The 19,582-nt window shown below is 71.4% G+C and carries 18 protein-coding genes; 8 read left to right on the top strand and 10 right to left on the bottom strand.

Going from position 1 to position 19,582, the window contains the following annotated elements:
- Nucleotides 1–5 precede the first annotated feature (5 nt).
- Complete coding sequence (locus tag AB0G04_RS19365; protein WP_360984031.1) at nt 6–500, top strand: hypothetical protein; 495 nt, start codon at nt 6–8, stop codon at nt 498–500.
- Here the strand turns inward: AB0G04_RS19365 and AB0G04_RS19360 are convergent.
- The 5 genes from AB0G04_RS19360 to AB0G04_RS19340 all read right to left on the bottom strand — a co-directional run bounded on the left by AB0G04_RS19360 (nt 463) and on the right by AB0G04_RS19340 (nt 6,844).
- Nucleotides 463–3,474, bottom strand: a complete 3,012-nt coding sequence (locus AB0G04_RS19360; protein ID WP_360984028.1) for a BTAD domain-containing putative transcriptional regulator — start codon at nt 3,472–3,474, stop codon at nt 463–465. The genes AB0G04_RS19365 and AB0G04_RS19360 overlap by 38 nt on opposite strands.
- A 239-nt stretch (nt 3,475–3,713) precedes the next feature.
- Nucleotides 3,714–4,676 (bottom strand): LacI family DNA-binding transcriptional regulator, encoded by a 963-nt coding sequence (locus AB0G04_RS19355; protein ID WP_360984025.1) that lies wholly within the window; start codon nt 4,674–4,676, stop codon nt 3,714–3,716.
- Between the two features lie 20 nt (nt 4,677–4,696).
- Complete coding sequence (locus tag AB0G04_RS19350) at nt 4,697–5,458, bottom strand: MBL fold metallo-hydrolase (RefSeq protein ID WP_360984022.1); 762 nt, start codon at nt 5,456–5,458, stop codon at nt 4,697–4,699.
- Between the two features lie 99 nt (nt 5,459–5,557).
- Entirely contained in the window at nt 5,558–6,217 is a 660-nt protein-coding gene (locus AB0G04_RS19345; RefSeq protein WP_360984647.1) for a nitroreductase, read from the bottom strand.
- A 153-nt stretch (nt 6,218–6,370) separates the two neighbouring features.
- The gene (locus AB0G04_RS19340; RefSeq protein ID WP_360984019.1) at nt 6,371–6,844 is read right to left on the bottom strand and encodes a MarR family winged helix-turn-helix transcriptional regulator; all 474 of its coding nucleotides are present in this window, start codon (nt 6,842–6,844) and stop codon (nt 6,371–6,373) included.
- A 114-nt stretch (nt 6,845–6,958) separates the two neighbouring features.
- Between AB0G04_RS19340 and AB0G04_RS19335 the strand changes: the two genes are divergently transcribed.
- The 3 genes from AB0G04_RS19335 (at nt 6,959) to AB0G04_RS19325 (ending at nt 8,428) form a co-directional block, all read left to right on the top strand.
- The gene (locus AB0G04_RS19335; protein ID WP_360984016.1) at nt 6,959–7,297 is read left to right on the top strand and encodes a hypothetical protein; all 339 of its coding nucleotides are present in this window, start codon (nt 6,959–6,961) and stop codon (nt 7,295–7,297) included.
- 279 nt (nt 7,298–7,576) lie between these two features.
- Nucleotides 7,577–8,098 carry a DUF4262 domain-containing protein gene (locus AB0G04_RS19330; protein ID WP_360984013.1) on the top strand — a complete coding sequence of 174 codons (522 nt, stop codon included), beginning with the start codon at nt 7,577–7,579 and terminating at the stop codon, nt 8,096–8,098.
- A 174-nt stretch (nt 8,099–8,272) separates the two neighbouring features.
- Nucleotides 8,273–8,428, top strand: a complete 156-nt coding sequence (locus AB0G04_RS19325) for a hypothetical protein (RefSeq protein ID WP_109597081.1) — start codon at nt 8,273–8,275, stop codon at nt 8,426–8,428.
- Between the two features lie 135 nt (nt 8,429–8,563).
- Here the strand turns inward: AB0G04_RS19325 and AB0G04_RS19320 are convergent, their stop codons facing one another.
- From AB0G04_RS19320 to AB0G04_RS19300, 5 genes are all read right to left on the bottom strand, one after another.
- Nucleotides 8,564–11,587, bottom strand: a complete 3,024-nt coding sequence (locus AB0G04_RS19320) for a BTAD domain-containing putative transcriptional regulator (protein ID WP_360984009.1) — start codon at nt 11,585–11,587, stop codon at nt 8,564–8,566.
- Between the two features lie 292 nt (nt 11,588–11,879).
- On the bottom strand, nt 11,880–12,668 hold the full coding sequence (locus AB0G04_RS19315) for a nitroreductase family protein (RefSeq protein ID WP_360984006.1): 789 nt from the start codon (nt 12,666–12,668) through the stop codon (nt 11,880–11,882).
- Complete coding sequence (locus AB0G04_RS19310; RefSeq protein ID WP_360984003.1) at nt 12,668–13,012, bottom strand: hypothetical protein; 345 nt, start codon at nt 13,010–13,012, stop codon at nt 12,668–12,670. Before AB0G04_RS19310 ends, AB0G04_RS19315 begins: the two co-directional genes overlap by 1 nt.
- The gene (locus AB0G04_RS19305) at nt 13,009–13,731 is read right to left on the bottom strand and encodes a class I SAM-dependent methyltransferase (protein WP_360984000.1); all 723 of its coding nucleotides are present in this window, start codon (nt 13,729–13,731) and stop codon (nt 13,009–13,011) included. The genes AB0G04_RS19310 and AB0G04_RS19305 overlap by 4 nt, the downstream gene beginning before the upstream one ends.
- 107 nt (nt 13,732–13,838) lie before the next feature.
- Complete coding sequence (locus AB0G04_RS19300) at nt 13,839–14,354, bottom strand: flavin reductase family protein (protein ID WP_360983997.1); 516 nt, start codon at nt 14,352–14,354, stop codon at nt 13,839–13,841.
- Between the two features lie 129 nt (nt 14,355–14,483).
- Between AB0G04_RS19300 and AB0G04_RS19295 the strand changes: the two genes are divergently transcribed.
- From AB0G04_RS19295 to AB0G04_RS19280, 4 genes are read left to right on the top strand one after another with little or no spacing between them, the layout of a single operon-like run.
- The gene (locus tag AB0G04_RS19295; protein WP_360983994.1) at nt 14,484–16,025 is read left to right on the top strand and encodes a sugar ABC transporter ATP-binding protein; all 1,542 of its coding nucleotides are present in this window, start codon (nt 14,484–14,486) and stop codon (nt 16,023–16,025) included.
- On the top strand, nt 16,022–17,026 hold the full coding sequence (locus tag AB0G04_RS19290; protein ID WP_360983991.1) for an ABC transporter permease: 1,005 nt from the start codon (nt 16,022–16,024) through the stop codon (nt 17,024–17,026). Before AB0G04_RS19295 ends, AB0G04_RS19290 begins: the two co-directional genes overlap by 4 nt.
- Nucleotides 17,023–18,504: an FGGY family carbohydrate kinase gene (locus AB0G04_RS19285; RefSeq protein WP_360983988.1), complete on the top strand. Its 1,482-nt coding sequence runs from the start codon at nt 17,023–17,025 to the stop codon at nt 18,502–18,504. The genes AB0G04_RS19290 and AB0G04_RS19285 overlap by 4 nt, the downstream gene beginning before the upstream one ends.
- 52 nt (nt 18,505–18,556) lie before the next feature.
- On the top strand, nt 18,557–19,459 hold the full coding sequence (locus AB0G04_RS19280; RefSeq protein ID WP_360983985.1) for a substrate-binding domain-containing protein: 903 nt from the start codon (nt 18,557–18,559) through the stop codon (nt 19,457–19,459).
- Nucleotides 19,460–19,582: the final 123 nt, after the last annotated feature.

Here is a 19,582-nt window from a genome sequence, read left to right as displayed (position 1 = left end):
TCATAGTGCTTCGTACGGAGGTCAATGTGCGGTTCGGTGTCACCGGTCACCGGGTGCTCCCACCGGGCATCGCCGATCACGCGATGGACCACTGGCGCCGGGTGCTGCCCACCGGCGCCGCCCTGTTCGGGGTGTCGAGCCTCGCCGACGGCGCCGACCAGTTGTTCGCCACTCACGTGCTGGCGTCCGGCGGCACCCTCGAGGCGGTCCTGCCGTGGCCGGACTACGCCGGATCGCTGACGGCGGACGGCAGCCGGGCCCGGTTCGAGGACCTGGTGCGCGCGGCCACGACGGTGATCACACTGCCCTGCGAGACGCCCTCCGACCAGGGCTATCTCGCCGCCGGTCAGGCTCTGGTGGACCGCTGCGACCACCTGTTCGCGCTGTGGGACGGCCTGCCGGCGCGCGGCCTCGGCGGGACCGCGGACGTCGTCGCCTACGCCCGATTCCGAGGCTGCCCGGTCACGGTTCTGTGGATCGAGGGCGTGCACCGCGACTGATCAGCGGCGCGGCCGGCACCTCCAGATCGGCGAAGATCTTGCGGGCGTGTTCCCGATGCGGCCCGGCGCGGCCGCTGTCACCGGCGTCCCGCAAGGCCGCGGCGATACCGTCATGGGCACGCGCCTCCTCGTACCGGTCGCCGATCTCCTCGGCCAGCTCCAGCGCCTGACCGTGCTGGGCGCGCGCCTCGGACGCGTCACCGGCGGCACGCAGCACCTGACCGAGGTCGTTCAGCGCCTCGGCCTCACTCGCGCGGTCCCCGATCCGGCGGAGCAGCACGAGTGCGCGACGCAGGTGGACGCCGGCCTCCCCGAGGCGGTCCCGGCGGGCCTCGATCGCGGCGAGATCGGTCAGCGCGTACGCCTCCGCGGTGCGATCACCGTTGCGGCGGACCGCGGCGAGGCTGTCCTGGAGTTGCGCGGCCGCCCGGTCGAGCAGGGCCGGCCGGTGCGGCAGCCGGGCCAGCAAGGACAACACGTACGCCTCGCTGAACCGGTCGCCGAGTACGGCGTACAACTTTAGGGCGGCATCGAACCGCCGGGCGGCCGCCGTCTCGTCACCCAGGCGGGCGTCGACCAGCCCGAGGCGGACCAGCGCGTCAGCCCGGCCGGCGTCGTCACCCAGATGCCCGAACAGTGTCCGGGCACGCAGGTAGTGGTCGGCGGCGCGCCGGTAGTCACCCAGCCGCCAGTCGACGCTGCCCAGGTTCCGCAGCACCAGCGCCTCGGCGGCGGGTTCACCGAGATCCGCGTACAAGATCAACGCCTCGCGATAGGTCTCGGCGGCCTCGTGCAGACGGCCCTGCCGCCGGTGCAGCCGGCCCAGATGCGACAGCGCCCGCGCCTGTGCGGCGTGATCCCCGAGGGCACGGGCCGCGGCCACCGCGGACGACGTGACGGTCACCGCCTCGGTGACCGGACCGCCCGCGTCGAGGTACCGGAACAGGGTGCCGGCCAGGTCGATGGTGTGCCGGTACCAGCCGTGCGCCGCGCCGCTCGTGCAGACCGCGGCGAGGTTGGGCCGTTCCGCCTCGATCCACGCGCGCGCCGAGTCCGCGTCGCCCCCGGCGGCTTCGCCGGACGGGTACAGGGTGGCCATCGCCGCGGCCGCACCGGTCAGGTAGTGGTCGAACAGCCGGGTCAGCGCTGCCCGGCGATCCGGTTCGGGATCGTGCCGGGCGGCCAGCTCCGCGGCGTACGCCCGCAGCAGATCGTGCATGCCGTACCGGCCGCCCCGCCCCGCCTGGACCAGGCTGGCCCGGGTCAGCACGTCGAGCAGCCGGCGCGTCTCGCCGTCACCGGCACCGACCAGCGCCGCCACCGCGTCCAGATGCGCGGTCTCGCCGGGATGCAGTCCGAGCAGGCGGAACGCGCGCGCCGCACCGGCCGGCAGGTTCTGGTACGACCAGGAGAACACCGCCCGGACCTCGGCGTGCGGATCGCCGCCCGCGTCCAGCAGGTCCAGCCGCACCTGGTGGTCGCCGAGTTCGGCGACGAGTTCGGGCAGTGACACGTCGGTGCGTTCGGCGGCCAGCTCGGCGGCGATCCGCAGGGCGAGCGGCAACCGTGCGCACGCCGCGGCGAGCTCCGTGGCGGCGCCCGGCTCACGGTCCACCCGGACGCCGATCAGCTTGCGCAGCAGCCCGACCGCGTCCGGCAGCGGCAGCAGGTCCAGGTTGACCCGTTCGGCGCCGTGCACCGCCACCATGCCGCGCAGCGAGTCACGGCTGGTGATCAGCACGAGGCACGAGCCGGTGCCGGGCAGCAGCGGCCGGACCTGCTCCACCGAGGACGCGTTGTCCAGCAGTACCAGCATCCGCCGGCCGGTGAGCTCGGACCGGTAGCGGGCGGCACGCTCATCGGTGCCCGGCGGGATCTCCGGGCCGCGTACCCCGAGCGCGGTGAGGAACCCGGCGAGCGCGTCGGCGACCGCCACCGGCTGCTCGGCGTCGTAGCCGCGCAGATTCACGTACAACTGCCCGTCGGGGAACGCCTCCCGGACCTGATGCGCCCAGCGCACCGCGAGCGCCGATTTGCCGACGCCGGCCGTGCCGGACAGCAGCGCGACGGTCAGCGGCGGCTCGTCACCGTCCGGCGCCAGCAGGCGGTCCAGCGCGGCGAGTTCCCCGGACCGCCCGGTGAACGCCCGCACGTCGGCCGGCAGCTGGGCCGGTACCGTCGCCGCGGCGGCCGGCGGCGGGCCGGACGACGCCCGGACCTCGGCCGCGGGCAAGGCCAGAGCCGGGTCGGCGGCCAGGATCTGCTGATGCAACCGGCGCAGCTCGGCGCCCGGATCGCTGCCCAGCTCGTCGGCGAGGCTGCGCCGGATGCGCCGGTACTGTTCGTCCGCGTCGGCTTGGCGGCCGCACCGGTAGAGCGCGAGCATCGCCTGACCGGCCAGCCGCTCGTCCAGCGGATGCTCGGCGACCGCGGCGGACAGCGCGGGCAGCAGCTCGCCGTGCCGGCCCAGCCGCAGCAGCACGTCGTTGCCGTCCAGCTCGGCGGCGAATCGCTCGCCGAGCAGCGTGCGCCGGGTCGCGCCCAGCCACCGGGTGTCCAGACCGGCGAACGGATCACCGCGCCACAGATGCAGTGCCTGCTCGATCAGGGCCGCGGCCGACCGGTCCGACTCGGCCGCCCGGGCCAGCGTCATCAGTCTGCGGAACCGGTGCAGGTCCACCGCCTGCGGGTCCACGGTGAGCAGGTAACCGCCCGGATCACGGCGGATCTCCACGCCCCCCGCGCCGGCCACCGCACGCCGCAGCCGGGACAGGTAGCTGTAGAGCGCGCCGGTGGCGCGCTGCGGCGCGTGGTCCCCCCAGACCCGTTCGATCAGCTGGTCCGCCGCGACCGGGCGGCCCGCCTCCACGAGCAGCACACCCAGCACACATCGTTGCCGGGCATGCCCCAGGTCGACCGGCCGGCCGTCGATCCGGGCCTCCACCGCACCCAGCACACCGAACTCCGCCGTCAATTGACCTCCGCACGTCTCTTGCCCTACCAGCGGATTCAAGAAATCCACAAGGTCCCGGGACAGTCTCCCACGCTTCGTACAAGGTCCATCAGCGAGCATTGTCGTCATTGCAGGGGGGACAGGTCGCTCTCGCCCGGTTACGCAAGCGTACGGGGGAATCGGGACGCCACAGGAGGCCCGATGGCGACGAGCGACCTGCCCTGCCGGCTCTTCCGGCGGGTGCCCTCAGCTGAGGATTCTCAGCTGGAACCGCGCACGGTCAGGGTGGTCGGCAGGCGGGCCGGCGGCGGAAGTGCCGGATCGAGCAGGTGCCGGACCGCGGACTCCGCCTCCTCCTCGACCGGCATGTACACCGACGACAGATCCGCCGCCTCAGCCAGGGCGCTGCCGTCGAAACCGACGACCGCGACGTCGTCCGCCACCCGGCGGCCCGCCTCGCGAAGCGCCCGCAGCACGCCCATCGCGGTGACGTCGCACGAGGCGAACACCGCGTCCAGGCCGGGCTCGCGAGCCAGCAACTCCCTGGCCGCCGCATAGGCCCGGGCGCGCGTGAAGTCCCCGTCGGCCCAGGTCACAGCCTGGCCCGCATTGGCCATCACCCGCAGGAACCCGGCTTTCCGCTCGGCGGCGCACGGGGTGGCCGGGCCGAAGACGGCGCCGACACGACGGCGGCCGGTGTTCACCAGATGCGTGGCGGCCTGACGTCCGCCACCGTCGTTGTCCGGCGCGACGAAGAGGACACCGGGAGCGGACCTGCCCAGGGCGACGGTACGGCCACGGCGTGCGTACGCGGCCCCGGCGGCCCCCGGCACGTTGATCAGCAGCCGGCCGAACGGTGGATCGGTGTCCTCCACCGGCAGCGCCGGCACCCGGCGGACCTCCAGCACGAGGTCGCGGTCACCGAGGGCACGCATGGCACCGGTCAGCACCCGCCCGTAGAACGGCTTGGCACTCATCGCCTCCGGATCCGGATCGACGATCAGCACCTCGATGCGCTCGCGCCGGCCCGCACTGTTCCGCCCGGTCGCCAGCGCACGAGCCACGGCGTGCGGCTCGAACCCGAGTTCCGCGGCGACCTCCCGGACCCGTCGCCGCACGGCCTCGGAGGCACCGTAGGTTCCGTTCATCGCCCGTGAGGCGGCCGCCCGCGAGACCCCGGCAACCCGGGCGACATCGGCGAGGGTGGGTCGCTGCTCCGTCATGCCGCGACGATATCCGGCGATCAGCCGTGCCGGAGGTAGTCGTCGATGAGCCGGTGCAGGCGCGGCCGGTCGAAGCTGGACCCGTGGCCGGGCAGCGTGCGGCTCACCGGCAGTCCGCGAAGCCGCCGGAGCGATCGTGCGTACTGTCCGGGGTCGCTGCCGGGCAGGTTGTCGAGCAGTTCGTCGTCGTAGAGGACATCGCCGCTGAACAGGGTGCCGTCACGCGCGTCGAACAGGGCGATGCTGCCGGGGCTGTGACCGGGCAGATGCAGGACGGTCAGCGTGTGATCACCCAGGTCCACGACGTCGCCGTCGGTCAGGTCACGAGTCGGCTTCGCCGGCCGTACCCGATAGCCGTCGATGTCGTAGCCGCGGTCCGGACGGGCGTTCAGCAGCATCGGCGGCAGCACCCAGTCCATGCCGAGCTGCGCGGCGAGGACCGGCCCGCGCAGGGAACCCGGAGCGGGGTCGCCGACGGCCTCCAGCGGATGTGCCCAAACCTCGTCGAACTCGTACGCCGATCCCATGCGGTCCAGGTGCGCGTGGGTGATGACCAGCACCGGGTCGCGGCCGAATCGCTCCCGCAGCAGCGGCGCCAGGGCGGCGACGCCCAGTCCGCAGTCCACGAGCACGTCACGATCGCGGCCGCGCCGGTGCCAAGCGTTGGCCCGGAGCAGGTCACGGACGTGCGGTTCCTCGATGAGGGTGGTGCGCTCGTCGACGGCGGTGAACCGGAACCATCGCGGCTCCACCGGTAGGTCACTGCGGGTCGCGGGGTCCATCAGACTCCTCCGTCGGAATTCCGTCGCTCCACGATGGCGCGTCCGGACTGTGACGGAGCTGAGCGACGCCGGGCAACCCCCTGCCGGTGGCGGGACGGGTCAGGTCCCGATGAAGGTGACCGTCTCGGCCAGGGCCGCCCGGCCGGTCTCCAGCGGCGGCACGCCGCTCTTCTCGAAGCCCACCGACACACCGCAGAACAGCACGAGGTCGTCACCGACGCCGACGAGACGGCTCACCGTCTCGCGGTACATCGTCCACATGACCTGCGGGCAACTGTGCAGTCCCTCCGCCCGGAGCAGCAGCATCACGGTCTGCAGATACATCCCCGCGTCGCCCCACTGGCCGGGCCCCATCGTCCGGTCGAGGTAGCAGAACAGCACGACCGGCGCCCCGAACGCCGCCGAGTTCCGGGCGGCGACCTTCATGGGCCGGTCAGGATCGTCCCGCTCGATTCCCAAGGCGCGGTAACGCTGAGCCGCCGCGGCCGAGAAGCGGTCCAGGTACGGCGGGACCAGCTCGGCCGGGTACATCGGGTACTCCCGCTCGTCCCCCGGATCGCCGGCGAGCGCCCTGGCCGTCGCGCGCCGTTTCAGTACGGCCAGGGGCTCGCCGGTCACGACGAAGAGGTGCCATGGCTGCAGGTTCCCGCTCGACGGTGCCCTCGACGCGGCCGCCAGCACCCGTCCGAGCACCTCCATCGGCACCGGCTCGTCGCTGAACGCCCGCACCGCCCGGCGGCTGCGCACGGCCTCGTACACGTCCAAGGCATTCCCGCCTCTCCCTCGACGACCGGCGGGCAACCTTACCGGGCGGCGGCGGGGTGCACGGCCGTACAGCGGGCCCGGGACGCGGAGCAGCTACAGGCGCCGGCCCGGATGGGATGTCATCTCGGCACGGTGCCGTACCGCTGGTCAGTCGGCCGCGGAACCGATGTTGGAGATCATCCGGCGCATGACCTTGAGCGCCGTGACGTATTCCTCGTCCGTGATCCCCTCATGAATCTGCGCTCGCAGCCCCGCCACCAGGTCCCTTGTCCGGCCTTGAGCCACCCGTCCCTCGTCGGTCAGGTGCAGTTTCCCCGCCTCGTCCGCGCCGATCCACCCGCGGTGCAGGAGCTGATCGATGGCGCGAGGCACCTCATCCGGACTGTCCGCTACATCCGCCAGTTGGATTGCGACATCCTCGCGGGTGAGTCCGTCGCCGGCGTCGACCCGGGTGAGAGTCCACCATTGCGGCTGCGTCACATCGATGCGGGCCATTGCGTCACGTAACCGTTTGACCACAGCCTTGTGCAAAGCACCGCTCCAGTAGCCTATCGGCTGCGCGGCAAGGGCATCTGCCGCGACGGAAGGATCGGCGGTCGCGGGCACGACACCGGAATTCACACGGCCTCAATTCCAGAGAGGTAGGACAATGTCCGCCATCGTAGCGAATCCCTCTACCACGCTCCTGCGGCCGTGGCGACGGAAGGTCGATTCGCTGACGTAGACTGCGCGGCCGTGGGGGTATTGGACATCACGAACAGCAATACGGGATGGCTCACGCTGTGGCTTGAGCCCTTGGGCGAGGGCCGATGGCTGCGACCCGGCGAGACGTTCCGGATCCGGTCCGACTACAACGGCGACGAACTCGACTTCCTGGTCGACTCCTGGGCCGATGAAGAGGATCGCGCGGCCGGCATCGAGAACGTGACGGTCGTCATCCAGCGCGGAAATCCTTATGCCGAAGTGACCGACGCCAATGGCAACACCGTCGAGTGCGGCCATCAGCGCCCTCCGGAGATTTCCGAGAAGTGGGACGAAGCGAGCAGGAAGCGGGAAGAACGCGCCACGCCATGATCCTGTGCCACCGCTTTCGTTGATTCCGGCTGGCCGGAGGCGTTTGCCATGGACGAGCGGGACTTCTGGGTACAACTGGCCGGCGCTGCTTCCCGCGGACGGATCGACCGGATGGTTGTCGCCGGATCCGGAGGCCCGGACCATGACGATCGACCCGTCGAGGGGATTCCCCGGCTGACCCGTCGGGATCCGCCGCGGAGCACGCGCGCGGACCGAGTCCTCCGTCACTCGAAGCCCGTCGCTGCCGGATGCACCGGGGTGATCACATACGCTCTGCGTGTGTTCGAGGCCTCGCGAATCTGCCGCTGCGTCATCTGTCACGACTACGGCGACCGGGATGACTACGACGCGGGTGACCAGGGCGTGATCGGCAATGTGGAGAAGTTCGGGTGGAGCGTCACCGGCGTTCCCGCGGACGAGCAGGGGCCGGGCTGGGCGTACACGATCGGTCGCTGGCACAGCCGGGGCGAACCGGAACTCGCCATGTTCGGCCTCGATCTGCGTGTCATGCAGTCCTGCCTGAACATCCTCGGGCAACGGGACGACCTTGCCGACGGCCAGGCTCATGATGATGTCGTCAACGGCTACCCGGTGCATCTGAGAACCGTCGAGCCGTCCTGGTACCGGGCCTTCTTCGGCCAGGCCATCTGGTTCTACCGCCGCCCGCCCATTCCGTTTCTCGAGGTCGTCTGGCCGGATCGGGACGGCGCTCTCCCCTGGGACACCGGCAGCCTCGCCCAGCCACACCTCTGGCTTCCACCCGCCGAGCATGTGCGGGGCGTCTGGACCCAGGACGTCTGAAACGAGGAAGGCACCGAGGGCTGGAGCCCGCCGGATACCGGACTCCGAAGTGGACCGCCGCCATGAGGTACGCAGCGCGAGGGACGGGGTGGACCGCCGCCCTGATTAGCTTTTCGTTGTGCTGGGTACAAGGCGGTCGGCGGGAGACGCCCGCCAGTGGAACGGAGCAAAGTCATGTTGGTACTGGGGCTCATCCTCTTGCTGCTGGGCATCTTCCTGAAGGTGTCGATTCTCTACACGATCGGCATCATTCTCCTGGTGATCGGTGCCGTGCTCTGGATCCTCGGTGCCGTCGGCCGCCCGGTCGGTGGTCGAAAAGTCTGGTTCTAGACCTGACCGCAAGGCCTGGGCGAAGCTGAAAAGGGCGTCCCACCTCCGGGTGGGCGCCCTTTCGCGTACCCCCGGAACGCCGCGACGCCGGCATGAACGTCTTGGTCGCGGCACCAGCAAACGCTTCTCAGGTAGCTATCCGCCGGTCCACGCCGCCCGGCTGACCCCACCGAGGCGCTCGCCTCGTGACGACGCCGACGCCGCCGGATGGCCTCGATCGGCGTCCGGCACGCCGAGCTCGGCGTAGACCGCCAGAGCACGTTGCCGGTGCTTCTGTGCGCCGGGATGCCCGAGCGCTGTCAGGCTCCGGCTGATCCCGTTGTCAGCGTGCGCCCTCGCCACCCGGTACTCGACATCCGCCGTGATCTCCAGCGTCCGGCGGTAGTGGGTGAGCGCGACCTCGTACTCCTCGATGTCGTTGTGGATCGCACCCAGCACATTGTGTGTCTCGGCCAGATCCACCGGGTCGGCGATCTCGTCGAGGATGGCGAGGGCCTCGTTCGCGTACGTCAGTGCCGCGTGAGGCTGACCGGACCGCCGGGTGGCCTCCGCGAGCCGGTGCAGGTAGTCGGCTTCGAAGCGCCGGTCCTCGCCCTGCCGGGCAAGGTCCACGCTCCGGTCGAGCAGCCGGATCGCGCGGTCGTGTTCGCCCAGCCCGCTGTGGGCGGTGCCCCGCCGGCTCAGCACAGCGCTCGCCTGTCGCAGGTTCGCGAACCCGTCGAGGGTGAGCGCTGCCTGATCCGCCGCCTCGATCGCCTCACGATCGCGTCCCAGCCGGCTCAGAGCGTCCATGAGCACCGTCAAGGCCACCGCTTCCCGCCACACGTCACCCTGCTCGCGATAGAGTTCCATGCTGCGGGTGGCGTAGGTAACGGCATCGGTGAACGACCCGACGAGATTGCTCAGATCAGCCTTGTGGATCAGCGAACGGGCGATCCCGTCGCGATCGCCCGAATGAACGGCATGGACCGCGCCCCGGCTGAGGAAGTCGAGTGCGAGCCGGTACTCACCCAGCACCTTGTGCATCAGGGAGACGTCCAGCAGGCAGGCGGCCTTCACCTCGGGCGGGGTTTCCGTCCCGCATGCGGCCAGCGCAATCGTGAAAACCTCCAGGCTCGCTGAGTGCTTGCCGTTCTCGTACAGCAGCGCGCCCACGTTGCGAGGGAGCTGCCACCCGTCATCGCCGGCCCGATGGTGCGCCGCGAGCCGGGCGGCAGCCACGAGGTTGGCGTGTTCGGCGTCGACCCACGACCGGACTTCCGAGGTCGTGGAGAGCTGAGGAACGGCGGCCGGCCGGTATCGCGGGCTCGCGCCGAGGTGGGGACGACTGGGGTTGTCCAGTTCGGTGGCGATGCGAGTCACATGTACGTAGTAGTCGAGGAGACGGTCACATGCGGCCGACCGTTGCGAGACGGGCTCATCGGCTTCGACGCCGGCCCGGGCGAAGTCGCGCACCAGGTCATGCAGACGGTATCGGCCGGGCCGGTGCGCTATCAGCAGGTGCATGTCGCACAGGGCGTCGAGCAGGTGCTCCGTCTCGTCCACCGGCAGGCCGGCCAGCGCCGCCGCGGTGAAGACGTCGATGTCCGCGCCCGGATGCAATCCGAGCAGCCGGAACATTCGCTGCTCAGCGTCGGCAAGGTGCTGGTACGACAGGGCGAAGGCAGCGGTGATGCCCCAGTCCTCCGACTGCAGCAACCTCGCCCTGCCGTGGTCATCGGCCAGCCGCTGGACCAGATCGAGGATCCTCCATTGCGGGCGTGCGCGGAACCGGGCGGCTGCGATGCTTATCGCGAGCGGCAAATGGCCGCAGAGCTCGACGACCTTGACGACTGCCGCCGGCTCGGCCTCGCGACGGTCCGGCCCGGCGATCCTGAGAAACAGGGCAACGGCGTCGTCCGTGGGCAGCGTGTCGAGCGACAACACCTCCGCGCCACTCAGGCCGGTCAATCGCCTTCTGCTGGTGATCAGGACGGCACAACTGGCTGATCCCGGCAGGAGTGGCTTGATCTGGGCCGAGTCCAAGGCGTTGTCGAGGACCACCAGGACGCGCCGTCCGGCGAGTTCCGCCCGCCACATCGCGGCCCTCTCATCGAGACTCTTGGGAATCCGGGCGTCGGAGACCCCGACGGCACGCAGCAGCACGTCGAGGGCCTCGTCGGCCGTCAACGGATCACGGCCGGCGGTGTGCCCATGCAGGTCTATGAACAGCTGGCCGTCACCGAACCGCCCGGCGAGCCGGTGTGCCGCATGCACCGCCATCGCCGTCTTGCCGACCCCGGACATGCCGTCGATGGCCTGGATGACCGTCACGCCGCCCGCGTCGGCGGCGGACATGAGCAGGTCCAGTTCGGTGGATCGGCCGGTGAAGTGCCCGACGTCGCGGGGCAGATAGTTGCGGGGTACCGAAGGCTCCGGGCGATGATCCAGCGCCGGGTCGGCGGCGAGGATCCGGTGATACAGGGTGCGCAGCTCAGGACCCGGGTCCGCCTCGAGATCCTCCGCTATCGTGTGGCGGGCCCGCCGGTAGCACACCAGCGACTCCGCGGCCCGCCCGGCACGGTACAGCGCCAGCATCAGCAGGCCGGCCAACGGTTCACACAGCGGATACCGATCGATCTCGGCGCTCAGCTCATCGGCGACGGCATCATGCCGTCCCAGTTCGAGACAGACCTCGGCCCACGCTATGACTGCCGCCAGCCGCCGTTCCTCGAGCTGTCCCGCGGCAGCCGACAGGGTTCTGCCCCCGACATCCGCAAGAGCGGGCCCACGCCAGATCGCCAGCCCCGCCCGCAGTGTCTCCACCGCGTGCGTCAGCTCACGCCGGGTCCGGGCCGCATGCGCCTCGGCCAGGCATTGCTCGAATCTCCCGGCATCCACCTGCTCAGCCGGGACCTGCAGGACGTACCCGGAACCCGCTGCTGCCAGCGCCCCGCCCACAGGTGTACGCCGCAGCGCCGACACCGCGTTCTGGACCTGCTTGCGGGCCGTGATCGGAGGCTCACCATCCCAGACGGCGTCCACCAACTGGCCCAGCGAAACCACCCGGCCGGCATGGAGTGCCAGCGTCGCGACAACACGCCGCTGCTTCGTCCCGCCCATCGCTATCGGTTCGTCGTGGTGCCGGACTTCGAGAGGCCCCAGGATCCCGAACTCCATGCCGCGCCCTCACCCTCGTCGATCTATCGCGCAGTGTACGAGGGGCTGCCGGCCGGTGAGAGGACCGATCGAGGACGAAACGATGACGGCATCGGGCACGATGGGCACACGCGAGTGAAGTCCACGCGATGCCCGGTATGACCTGCGACGCGCACCGGAGCCACAGCTATCGGGGGCCCACTTCGCCGGCGAGGCCGGCGAAATGGGTGGGTGCCCGGAGCACGACGCAACAAGCCAGGCCGGGCTCGAGAACGGCGGGCGGCTGGCCGGTCACGGCCAGCCGCGCTGCCGCCTAGTCCCAGCCCTCCTGCGGGGTGGCGCAGGTGCCGCGGAAGACGTACTGCGATGGAAGCTTGCGCTGGGAACTCGTCCAGTCGATGGGTGGCCGCCGCTGCGTCTCGGGCAGGTAGCCCAGGCGGTAGACGGCCATCAGCTCCAGATCGTCGGGCACCTCGAGCAGGCGGACGATCTCGTCCCAGCGCCCCGGGACCTCCATCGGGAAGGAGATGAACTGGATGCCCATGCCGAGTTCGACGGTGGTGAGCCAGACGTTCTCCATCGCGGCGCCCATGCTGAACACCGAGTAGAACGAGGACAGCTCGCCGGGCCGGTACTCGGACCGGTCCAGCATCACACCGAGCAGCAGCGGGGAGCCGGCCACGAGTTTGCGGTTCTCGGCGCCGAGGGTCTGCGGCACCCGCATGGCGTTCATGAGCTTCTGGCCGCGGGAGGTGAACACCTGGCTGGTGAACGGGCGCAGCGGTGCGGGCAGGCGGTCGAACAGCATCCCGTCGCGGCAGCGTTCCATCTCCTCCTCGCTGAACCGGAAGTACGGCTTGTAACGCTCGAAGAAAGTGCCGTTGGACATCGCCTCGGTCATGCTGTCGCCGCTGATCCGCGCGATGGTTTCGATCGTCCCGCGATCCTCCACGATCACGAACCGCCACGGCTGGCTGTTCAGCTGCGACGGGGCGCGTCCCGCCACCTCCATCAGCAGGCGCTGGTGTTCCTCGGAGACCGGGTCGGGCAGGAACGCGCCGTTGGTGGTCCGTCGGCGGCGAACCACATCGAGAAAGTCCATCAGCGATTCCTCCAGGCAAGAACAAGGGCGATGGCGTACGCGGGCGCGGCCGACCCGGCAACGGCGGCGTGCCGGCGCAGCTTTCCGCCGGCATAGGGCAGGGCAATGAGCGGACCGGCCGCCGGCAGCAGCGCCAGACCGGCGGCCCGGCGCTCGATGGCACTGGCGACGAGCGCGCTCGTGGTCAGCGAGGAGGTCACCACGTACAGGGCGTGGTGGACCCAGCGGATGCGCCGGTTGTCGACGGCGCCGGTGGCGACGGCTGCGCCGAAGGTGGCGTTGCCGAGGTAGCTCACGGCCGCAGCGGTGATCAGGCGTGCGGTCAGCGGCGCATGCTTGCTCATCGCTGCGCCGGTGCGTGGGTGAGCAGCAAGCGCTGCGGGAACATCGGCCTGACCTGCCACCCCGGCGGGACGACCGCCTGCAGCTCCGCCGCCCGATAGCTGCGGCGGATGGAGAGCAGCCCGTCCTGATGAATGAACGAGCCGCGGGCGAACGGCCACGTGACCGCGGCGTAGAAACCGTAGCCCGCACGCCCGCGCGACAGATCGTTGTGAACGACGAGCCGTCGCGCCAGCGCCTGACTGTCGGCCAGGAGGGCGGCGAGCCCGTCCGGCTCCAGGTGGTGCAGGAGGTGGTTGGAGATCACCAGGTCGTACCGGTCGCCGCGGGCCACCAGGTCCGCACTCGACGCCTGCTCGAACCGGACGCCGGCCGCCGGCCGCCGGCGTACATGATGGAGTGCTCTTTCGTCGGGGTCGATGGCTGTCGTGTGCAACATCAGCCGGTCCTGCGCCGCCCATCGGGTGAGGGCGCGTGTGATGTCCCCGCCGCCGAAGCCGATGTCCAGCATGGTCGTGGGCCGGTCGGGGTCCAGGTGCGGCCGGATCCAGTGCCGGTAGATGCGTCGCCAGCCCGAGAAGAGCCGGTTGACGGTACGGAACTGCCGGTAGGTGCGTTCCAGCCGGCCGGGGTCACAGTCCGGGGCGTCCATGAACTCCCGTGACTCGGTGTCGCGCCGGGTCAGGCCTGCGCGGGAGCGCGTGGTGCCGGTGCTGCTCATGTCGTTGGCCCTGTTCCTTCGCCGCACAAGGATCGATCCCTGGGACGTCATACCCCGCATGATCACAGCGCTAACGGAGCAGATACCGGATGGCTCCGGCGGCCGGGTCACGGAGCGGGGGCGGTGACCTCCTGCGGCTGCAGGGCGCGGACCGCCTGGTATGCCCCGCTGTGGAAGACCAGCGGCTCGCCGTCCGTGCACCGGAACCGCACCACCTCGCCGAGGACGATGATGTGGTCGCCGCCGTCGAAGTCACCGGCACGGCGGCAGACGTAGTGCGCGATCGCACCGTCCAGCAGGGGGACCCCGGCGTGCCCGGCGTGCCAGGCGACCCGGTCGAACGGCTGCCGGTCGGCGGCGAACCAGCGTGACGCCGGGCGCTGATCGGCGGCGAGCACGTTGACCCCGAAGTGCTGAGCGTGGGCGAAGACGTCACGCCGTTGCGACGCGCGCCGCAGGCACCACAGCAGCAGCGGCGGGTCCAGCGAGACCGAGGTCAGCGAGTTGACGGTCAGGCCGGTGGGACGGCCGTCCTCGTACGCCGTGATCACCGCGACCCCGGTGGCGAACCTGCCGAAGGCATCCCGCAAGTCGCGATTTCCGCTGGTTCCCGCGTCCGACACCGCGACCCTCCTCCATGCCGTCGACCGGCATCCATCCCCTTGACATCGCCGAGGTGCCCGCACATCCTAATTGGAGTTCTAGAACGCAGGCCATACTTCTAGAACAATCCACGGGGGGAGACGGGTTTCTTGGCGGCCGAACACGCGACGCCGGCCCTGCGCGTCACCGGGCTCCACCACCGCTACGGGACCGAGCCCGTACTGACCGACATGCATCTGAGCGTCGCCGCCGGCGAGATCCACGCCCTGCTCGGCGCCAACGGTGCCGGCAAGTCCACCCTCATCAAGGCGATCAGCGGGGTACTGCGCCCCGAGCGCGGCATCATCGAGGTGGACGGCCGGCCATGTCGTTTCCGCAGTGCCCGCGACGCGCGGGCAGCCGGTGTCCAGACCGTCCAGCAGGACCTGGGGCTGGTCGGCGGGCTGAACGCCGTCGACAATCTGTTCCTCGGCCGTCCGATGCCTCGCCGGGGAACGCTGCCCGGCCTGCGGGGATCGCCGGCGCGCGGACTGTTGCTGGACCGGCGCGCGGCCCGGCACACGGCGCGAGCATGGCTGGCGTCGGTCGGCCCGGAGGTGCCGCTCGACCGGCCCGTCGCACAGCTGTCGCCCGTCCAGCAGACCTGCGTGGCGCTGGCCCGGGCGATGTCCGCGCACGCCCGGGTGCTCATCCTGGACGAGCCGACGGCGGCCCTCACCGATCAGGAGACCACCGTACTGTTCGGCCTGCTCCGCCGGCTGCGCGCCGGTGGCACCGCGATCGTCTACGTGACACACCGTCTGCATGAGGTCTTCGAGCTGGCCGACAGGATCACCGTGCTCCGCGACCGCCGTGCGGTGGCCACCGTGGCACCCGCTGAGACCGACGCCGACGAACTGGTCCGGCTGATGGCCAACGCCGGCACGCCCCGGCCCACCGCCGCGCTCGCCCGTCCGGCCGCCGGGCCGGTGGTGCTGAACGTGGACGGCCTGAGCGGCAACCGGGTGCGCGATGTGTCCATCACTCTCCGGGCCGGCGAGGTCGTGGGCATCGCGGGCATCGCCGGCAGCGGACGCAGCGAGCTTCTGCGGCTGGTCGCGGGTGCCCAGCGCCCGCGATCGGGCACGGTCCGGCGCGACGGCCGGCCGGTGCGGCCCGGTTCGACGCGTACGGCCCTCGCGGCCGGTATCGCCCTCGTACCGGAGGACCGGCTGCGGCAGGCGGTCCTGCCGGACGCCGACGTGACGGACAACCTCGTACTGGCCAGTCTCGCTCAGCTCAGCAGCGGCGGGATCCGCCGCCGCGCCCGGGAGCGGGCCGCCTACCGAAGTCTGGCCGAGCAGCTGGACATCCGGGCAAGCAGTCCGCGACAGCCCGCATGGCAGCTGTCCGGCGGCAACCAGCAGAAGCTGATCCTCGGCCGGGTCCTGCACCGCGACCCGGCGGTGTTGCTGCTCGACGAGCCGACCCGCGGGGTCGACGTACGGACGAAACACGCCATCCGGGAACTGGTGGCACGGGTCGCTGCCACCGCCGGGGTCATCGTCGTCACCTCGGAGCTCGACGAACTGATCGCCCTCGCCGACCGGCTCCTGGTGCTGCGCGAGGGGCGCCTGGTCGCCGAGCTCGACGCGGCCACCGCCGACGAGCGATCCATTCTGCGCCACTGCTACGGAGGTACGCCCGCATGACCGAGTCGCTCGCCGGCACGTCGGCGGTGGACACCACGCCGGCGCCCACCGCTCCGGAAGAGACCGGCGCCCCCCGCGCCCGGCGGCGGCTGCCGGGCACACCTCTCGCCTTCGCCGCGCTGGTGCTGCTCTTCTCGGTGCTCCGGCCGGAGACGTTCCTCGGGGCCGGCAACCTCCGCAACATGGTGGAGCAGGTGGCCATCCTGGCCGTCGTGGCCGCGGTGCAGACAGTGGTGATGGCGGTCGGCGACTTCGACCTCTCCGTCGGCGCGCTCGCCTCGTTCGCCGGCGTGGTGGCCGCCCGGCTGATGCTCGACGGCCTGCCGGCCGGGGTGGCGGTGCTTGCCGCCATAGCGGCCGGCGCCCTGGCCGGCGCGGTCAGCGGTGTGCTGGTGGCATACCTGCGGCTGTCTGCCTTCATCGCCACCCTGGCCGTGCTGACCTCACTGAGCGGGGCGTCACTCCTGCTCACCGATGGTGCCACCCTGTTCGGCCTGCCGCCGGGCTTCGTCGCTCCCGGCCGGGAGCGGATCGCCGGTGTACCGGTGCTGGTGATCGTCTGCGCGGTGACGGTGGCCGCGGTGGGGTTCCTGCTGGCCCAGACGAGCGCCGGTAGCCGGTGGTTCGCCGTCGGCGGCAACGCCGAGGCCGCCTGGTACGCGGGCATCGACGTGCGGCTGGTCCGGATGTCCGCCTTCGTGATCGCGGGCACCGGCGCCGGGATCGCCGGCGTGCTGCTCACCAGCCGCCTGGCGTCGGCTCATCCGACGGCGGGGGACGGACTGATGCTGACCTCCATCGCGGCGGTCTTCCTCGGCATGACCGCGTCCCCCACCGGCAGGGTGACCGTGGCCGGCACCCTTCTCGGCGTCGCCATCCTCGGGGTGCTCGACAACGGCCTGAACCTGCTGGAGGTCAACACGTATGTGCAGCAGCTGCTCACCGGTGTCATCATCGTCTGCGCGGTCGCCCTTTCCCGGCGCGGGGAGAGATCGCGGTGACGCGGGTTCCCGCTGTCGCCGCCCTCGATGTCGGCACCAGCGCGGTCAAGGCCCTGGTGGTCGCCGCTGACGGGCGGATCTTGGGCAGCGGCAGCGTGGAGCTGAGAACCTCCCGGCCCGCTCCCCGGCACGCCGAGCAGGAGCCGGAGGACTGGTGGCGCGCCGCCGCCGGCGCCTTGGCCGCTTGCGGTCCGGTCCGGGACGGGGCACAGGCCCTGGCCGTCACCGGGCAGATGCAGGACCTCATCTTTGCCGGCGGGAAAGGCGTGTCACGCCCGGCCATCCTTTACAGCGATGCCCGGGCCGGCGCCGAGCACGACGAGATCGCGGCGGAGCTCGGTCCGGAATGGAGCGTCCGGGCCGGCAACGAGCCCGATGCCACCAGTCTGCCCGGCAAGCTGCGCTTCCTGGCCCGCACGGAGCCCGGTTCGCTGACGTCCGCCGACTCCTTGCTGCTGGGAGCCGGCGGTTACCTTTGCTGGCGGGCCACTGGAGTGGCGGCCTGCGATGTGACCACGGCGAGCACCACCGGTCTGCTCGACGCCGGGCGACGCGATTGGTGGCCGGCCGCAGTCGACGCCGCCGGGGCGGGCGGCCTGCTGCCCAAGCTGGTGACGGGAGACAGCGTCACCGGTGACCTCGGCGCCTCCGCGGCTGCCGTACTCGGCCTTCCCGCCGGCATCCCGGTGCTGCTGGCCAGCGGCGACGCCGCCTCCACCACGTCCGGGGTGGTCGGGGACGAGCTCGGGACCGCGTACGCCTACCTCGGCACGAGCGGCTGGCTGGCCGCGGTCGTCGACACCGCGCGGCGCCCTCCCGCCGCCCACCGGCTGCTGTTGCCGCAGCCGGGACAGGATCTGCTCATCGGCGCCGTGCTCGCCGCCGGCGGTGCCGCCGACTGGGCCCGGCGGACACTGCTGCCGGGCACGACTCCCGCGGCGGCCGACCGGATGGCCGCCGGGTCCGGGCCGTCCGGGCTGCTGGCCCTGCCGTCGCTGGACGGCGAGCGTTACCCGCTGCGCAACCCGGATGCGCGGGGCGTCTTCGTGGGCCTCACTCCGTCCAGCACCGCACCGCAGATGTACCGGGCCGTCCTCGAGGGTGTCGCACTGGCCCTGGCCTCGCTGCTGGACGCGGTGCCCGACCGGACCGGACCGCTACCGGTCTGCGGCGGCGGTGCCCGGTCCCAGCTGTGGCTGCAGATCCTCGCCGACGTCACCGGCCGCCCGGTGGTTCCGCTGGCGCCGGAGGACGCCGGGGCCGCGGCCGCGTTCGGTGCCGCCCGGACAGCGTGGCGCGCGGTGACCGGCCGGGCGCCTGTTCCGCTGGCGGCCCGGGGCATCGGCCGGACGGTGCAGCCGGGGCCCGACGCGGCACGGTACGCGGCACTTCGCCCGGCATACGCGGCCCTGTATCAGGCGCTGCCGGACGTCTTCGGCGCCCTCCGCAGCGCGGCGCGTCCCACCCCTCCCGCGTAGCGGAACACCGTCGCGCGCCGTTGTCGTACCGACAGGAGAAAACGTGCACCTGATGAGATATCTGCTGGCCGGCGTCGTGGCGCTGACCGCTACCGGCTGCACCGCGCAGGCCGGCGACGACAAGCCGGTCATCGCGGTCCTCACCCCCTATCTCGCCAACGCCGCCACCAAGGAGGTTGTCGGGAAGTTCCAGGAGGCGGGCGAGAAGCGCGGCTGGAAGGTGACCGTCTCCGACACCGCCGGTGACTTCAGCGCCTTGAACAGCAAGATGCAGAACGCCGCCAACCAGAAGGTGGACGCGATCGTTCTCGGCATGGGTGATCCGCAGCAGATGGGCCTCGGACTGGAGGCCGCTCGCAGCTCCTCGGTGCCGGTGTTCTCGATCGACGCCGCGGTCGCCGACGGAATCGCCGCGAACGTGACCAGCGACAACGCCGACCTCGGCCGCAAGAGCGCGGATGCCTTGGTGGCGGCGATCGGCGGTGGTGGCCGGATCGCGATGCTCACCCATGACCCGCATCCCGGCGTACGGGCCCGCACCGCCGCCGCCCGGGAGGCGTTCACCGCCGCGGGAATCACCGTGGTGGCCAGCGAGCACGTCGCCGTACCCGGTCCGGTGGAAGCCGCCCGCAAGGTGACCGACGACCTGTTGACCGCCCATCCGGGGCAGGACGGGCTCGACGGCATCTGGGCGGCCTGGGACGAACCGGCCCTGGGTGCGGCACAGGCCGCTGAACAGGCAAAACGTGTCGATCTCGCGGTCGTCGGCGTGGACGGTCAGGATTTCGCGCTGGCCGCGATCAAGACGGGCGGGCCGTTCCGTGCCACCGTGAAGCAGGACTGGAGTGCGATCGCGGAACGGACCGCGACGCTGGTCGAGGACATGCTGAAGGGCACACAGCCGGCCCAGCGGGAGTACACCGTGCCGGGCACCCTGGTCGGCCGAACGTCGTAGTGCCGCGGTGCGGGTCAGCCACCCTGAACCGCCGCCGGTGGCCCCCCCCCCCGCGGGGGGGGGGGGGGCCCGGGGGCGGGGGGGGGGCGCGCCCCCCCAAGGGAGGTGAAACCCCCTTTAAAC

It is taken from the genome of Actinoplanes sp. NPDC023801 (assembly GCF_040639655.1).
GTDB lineage: Bacteria > Actinomycetota > Actinomycetes > Mycobacteriales > Micromonosporaceae > Actinoplanes.
The sequence above is the reverse complement of the archived record's forward strand: the minus strand, read 5'-3'. Positions and strand labels throughout refer to the sequence as shown.

Bases quoted from the DNA above. Each gene is read 5' to 3' on its own strand.
- AB0G04_RS19355 (WP_360984025.1), bottom strand. From the start codon at position 4,676: ATGACGGAGCAGCGACCCACCCTCGCCGATGTCGCCCGGGTTGCCGGG.
- AB0G04_RS19350 (WP_360984022.1), bottom strand. From the start codon at position 5,458: ATGGACCCCGCGACCCGCAGTGACCTACCGGTGGAGCCGCGATGGTTC.
- AB0G04_RS19325 (WP_109597081.1), top strand. From the start codon at position 8,273: ATGTTGGTACTGGGGCTCATCCTCTTGCTGCTGGGCATCTTCCTGAAG.
- AB0G04_RS19320 (WP_360984009.1), bottom strand. From the start codon at position 11,587: ATGGAGTTCGGGATCCTGGGGCCTCTCGAAGTCCGGCACCACGACGAA.
- AB0G04_RS19315 (WP_360984006.1), bottom strand. From the start codon at position 12,668: ATGGACTTTCTCGATGTGGTTCGCCGCCGACGGACCACCAACGGCGCG.
- AB0G04_RS19310 (WP_360984003.1), bottom strand. From the start codon at position 13,012: ATGAGCAAGCATGCGCCGCTGACCGCACGCCTGATCACCGCTGCGGCC.
- AB0G04_RS19305 (WP_360984000.1), bottom strand. From the start codon at position 13,731: ATGAGCAGCACCGGCACCACGCGCTCCCGCGCAGGCCTGACCCGGCGC.
- AB0G04_RS19290 (WP_360983991.1), top strand. From the start codon at position 16,022: ATGACCGAGTCGCTCGCCGGCACGTCGGCGGTGGACACCACGCCGGCG.
- AB0G04_RS19280 (WP_360983985.1), top strand. From the start codon at position 18,557: ATGAGATATCTGCTGGCCGGCGTCGTGGCGCTGACCGCTACCGGCTGC.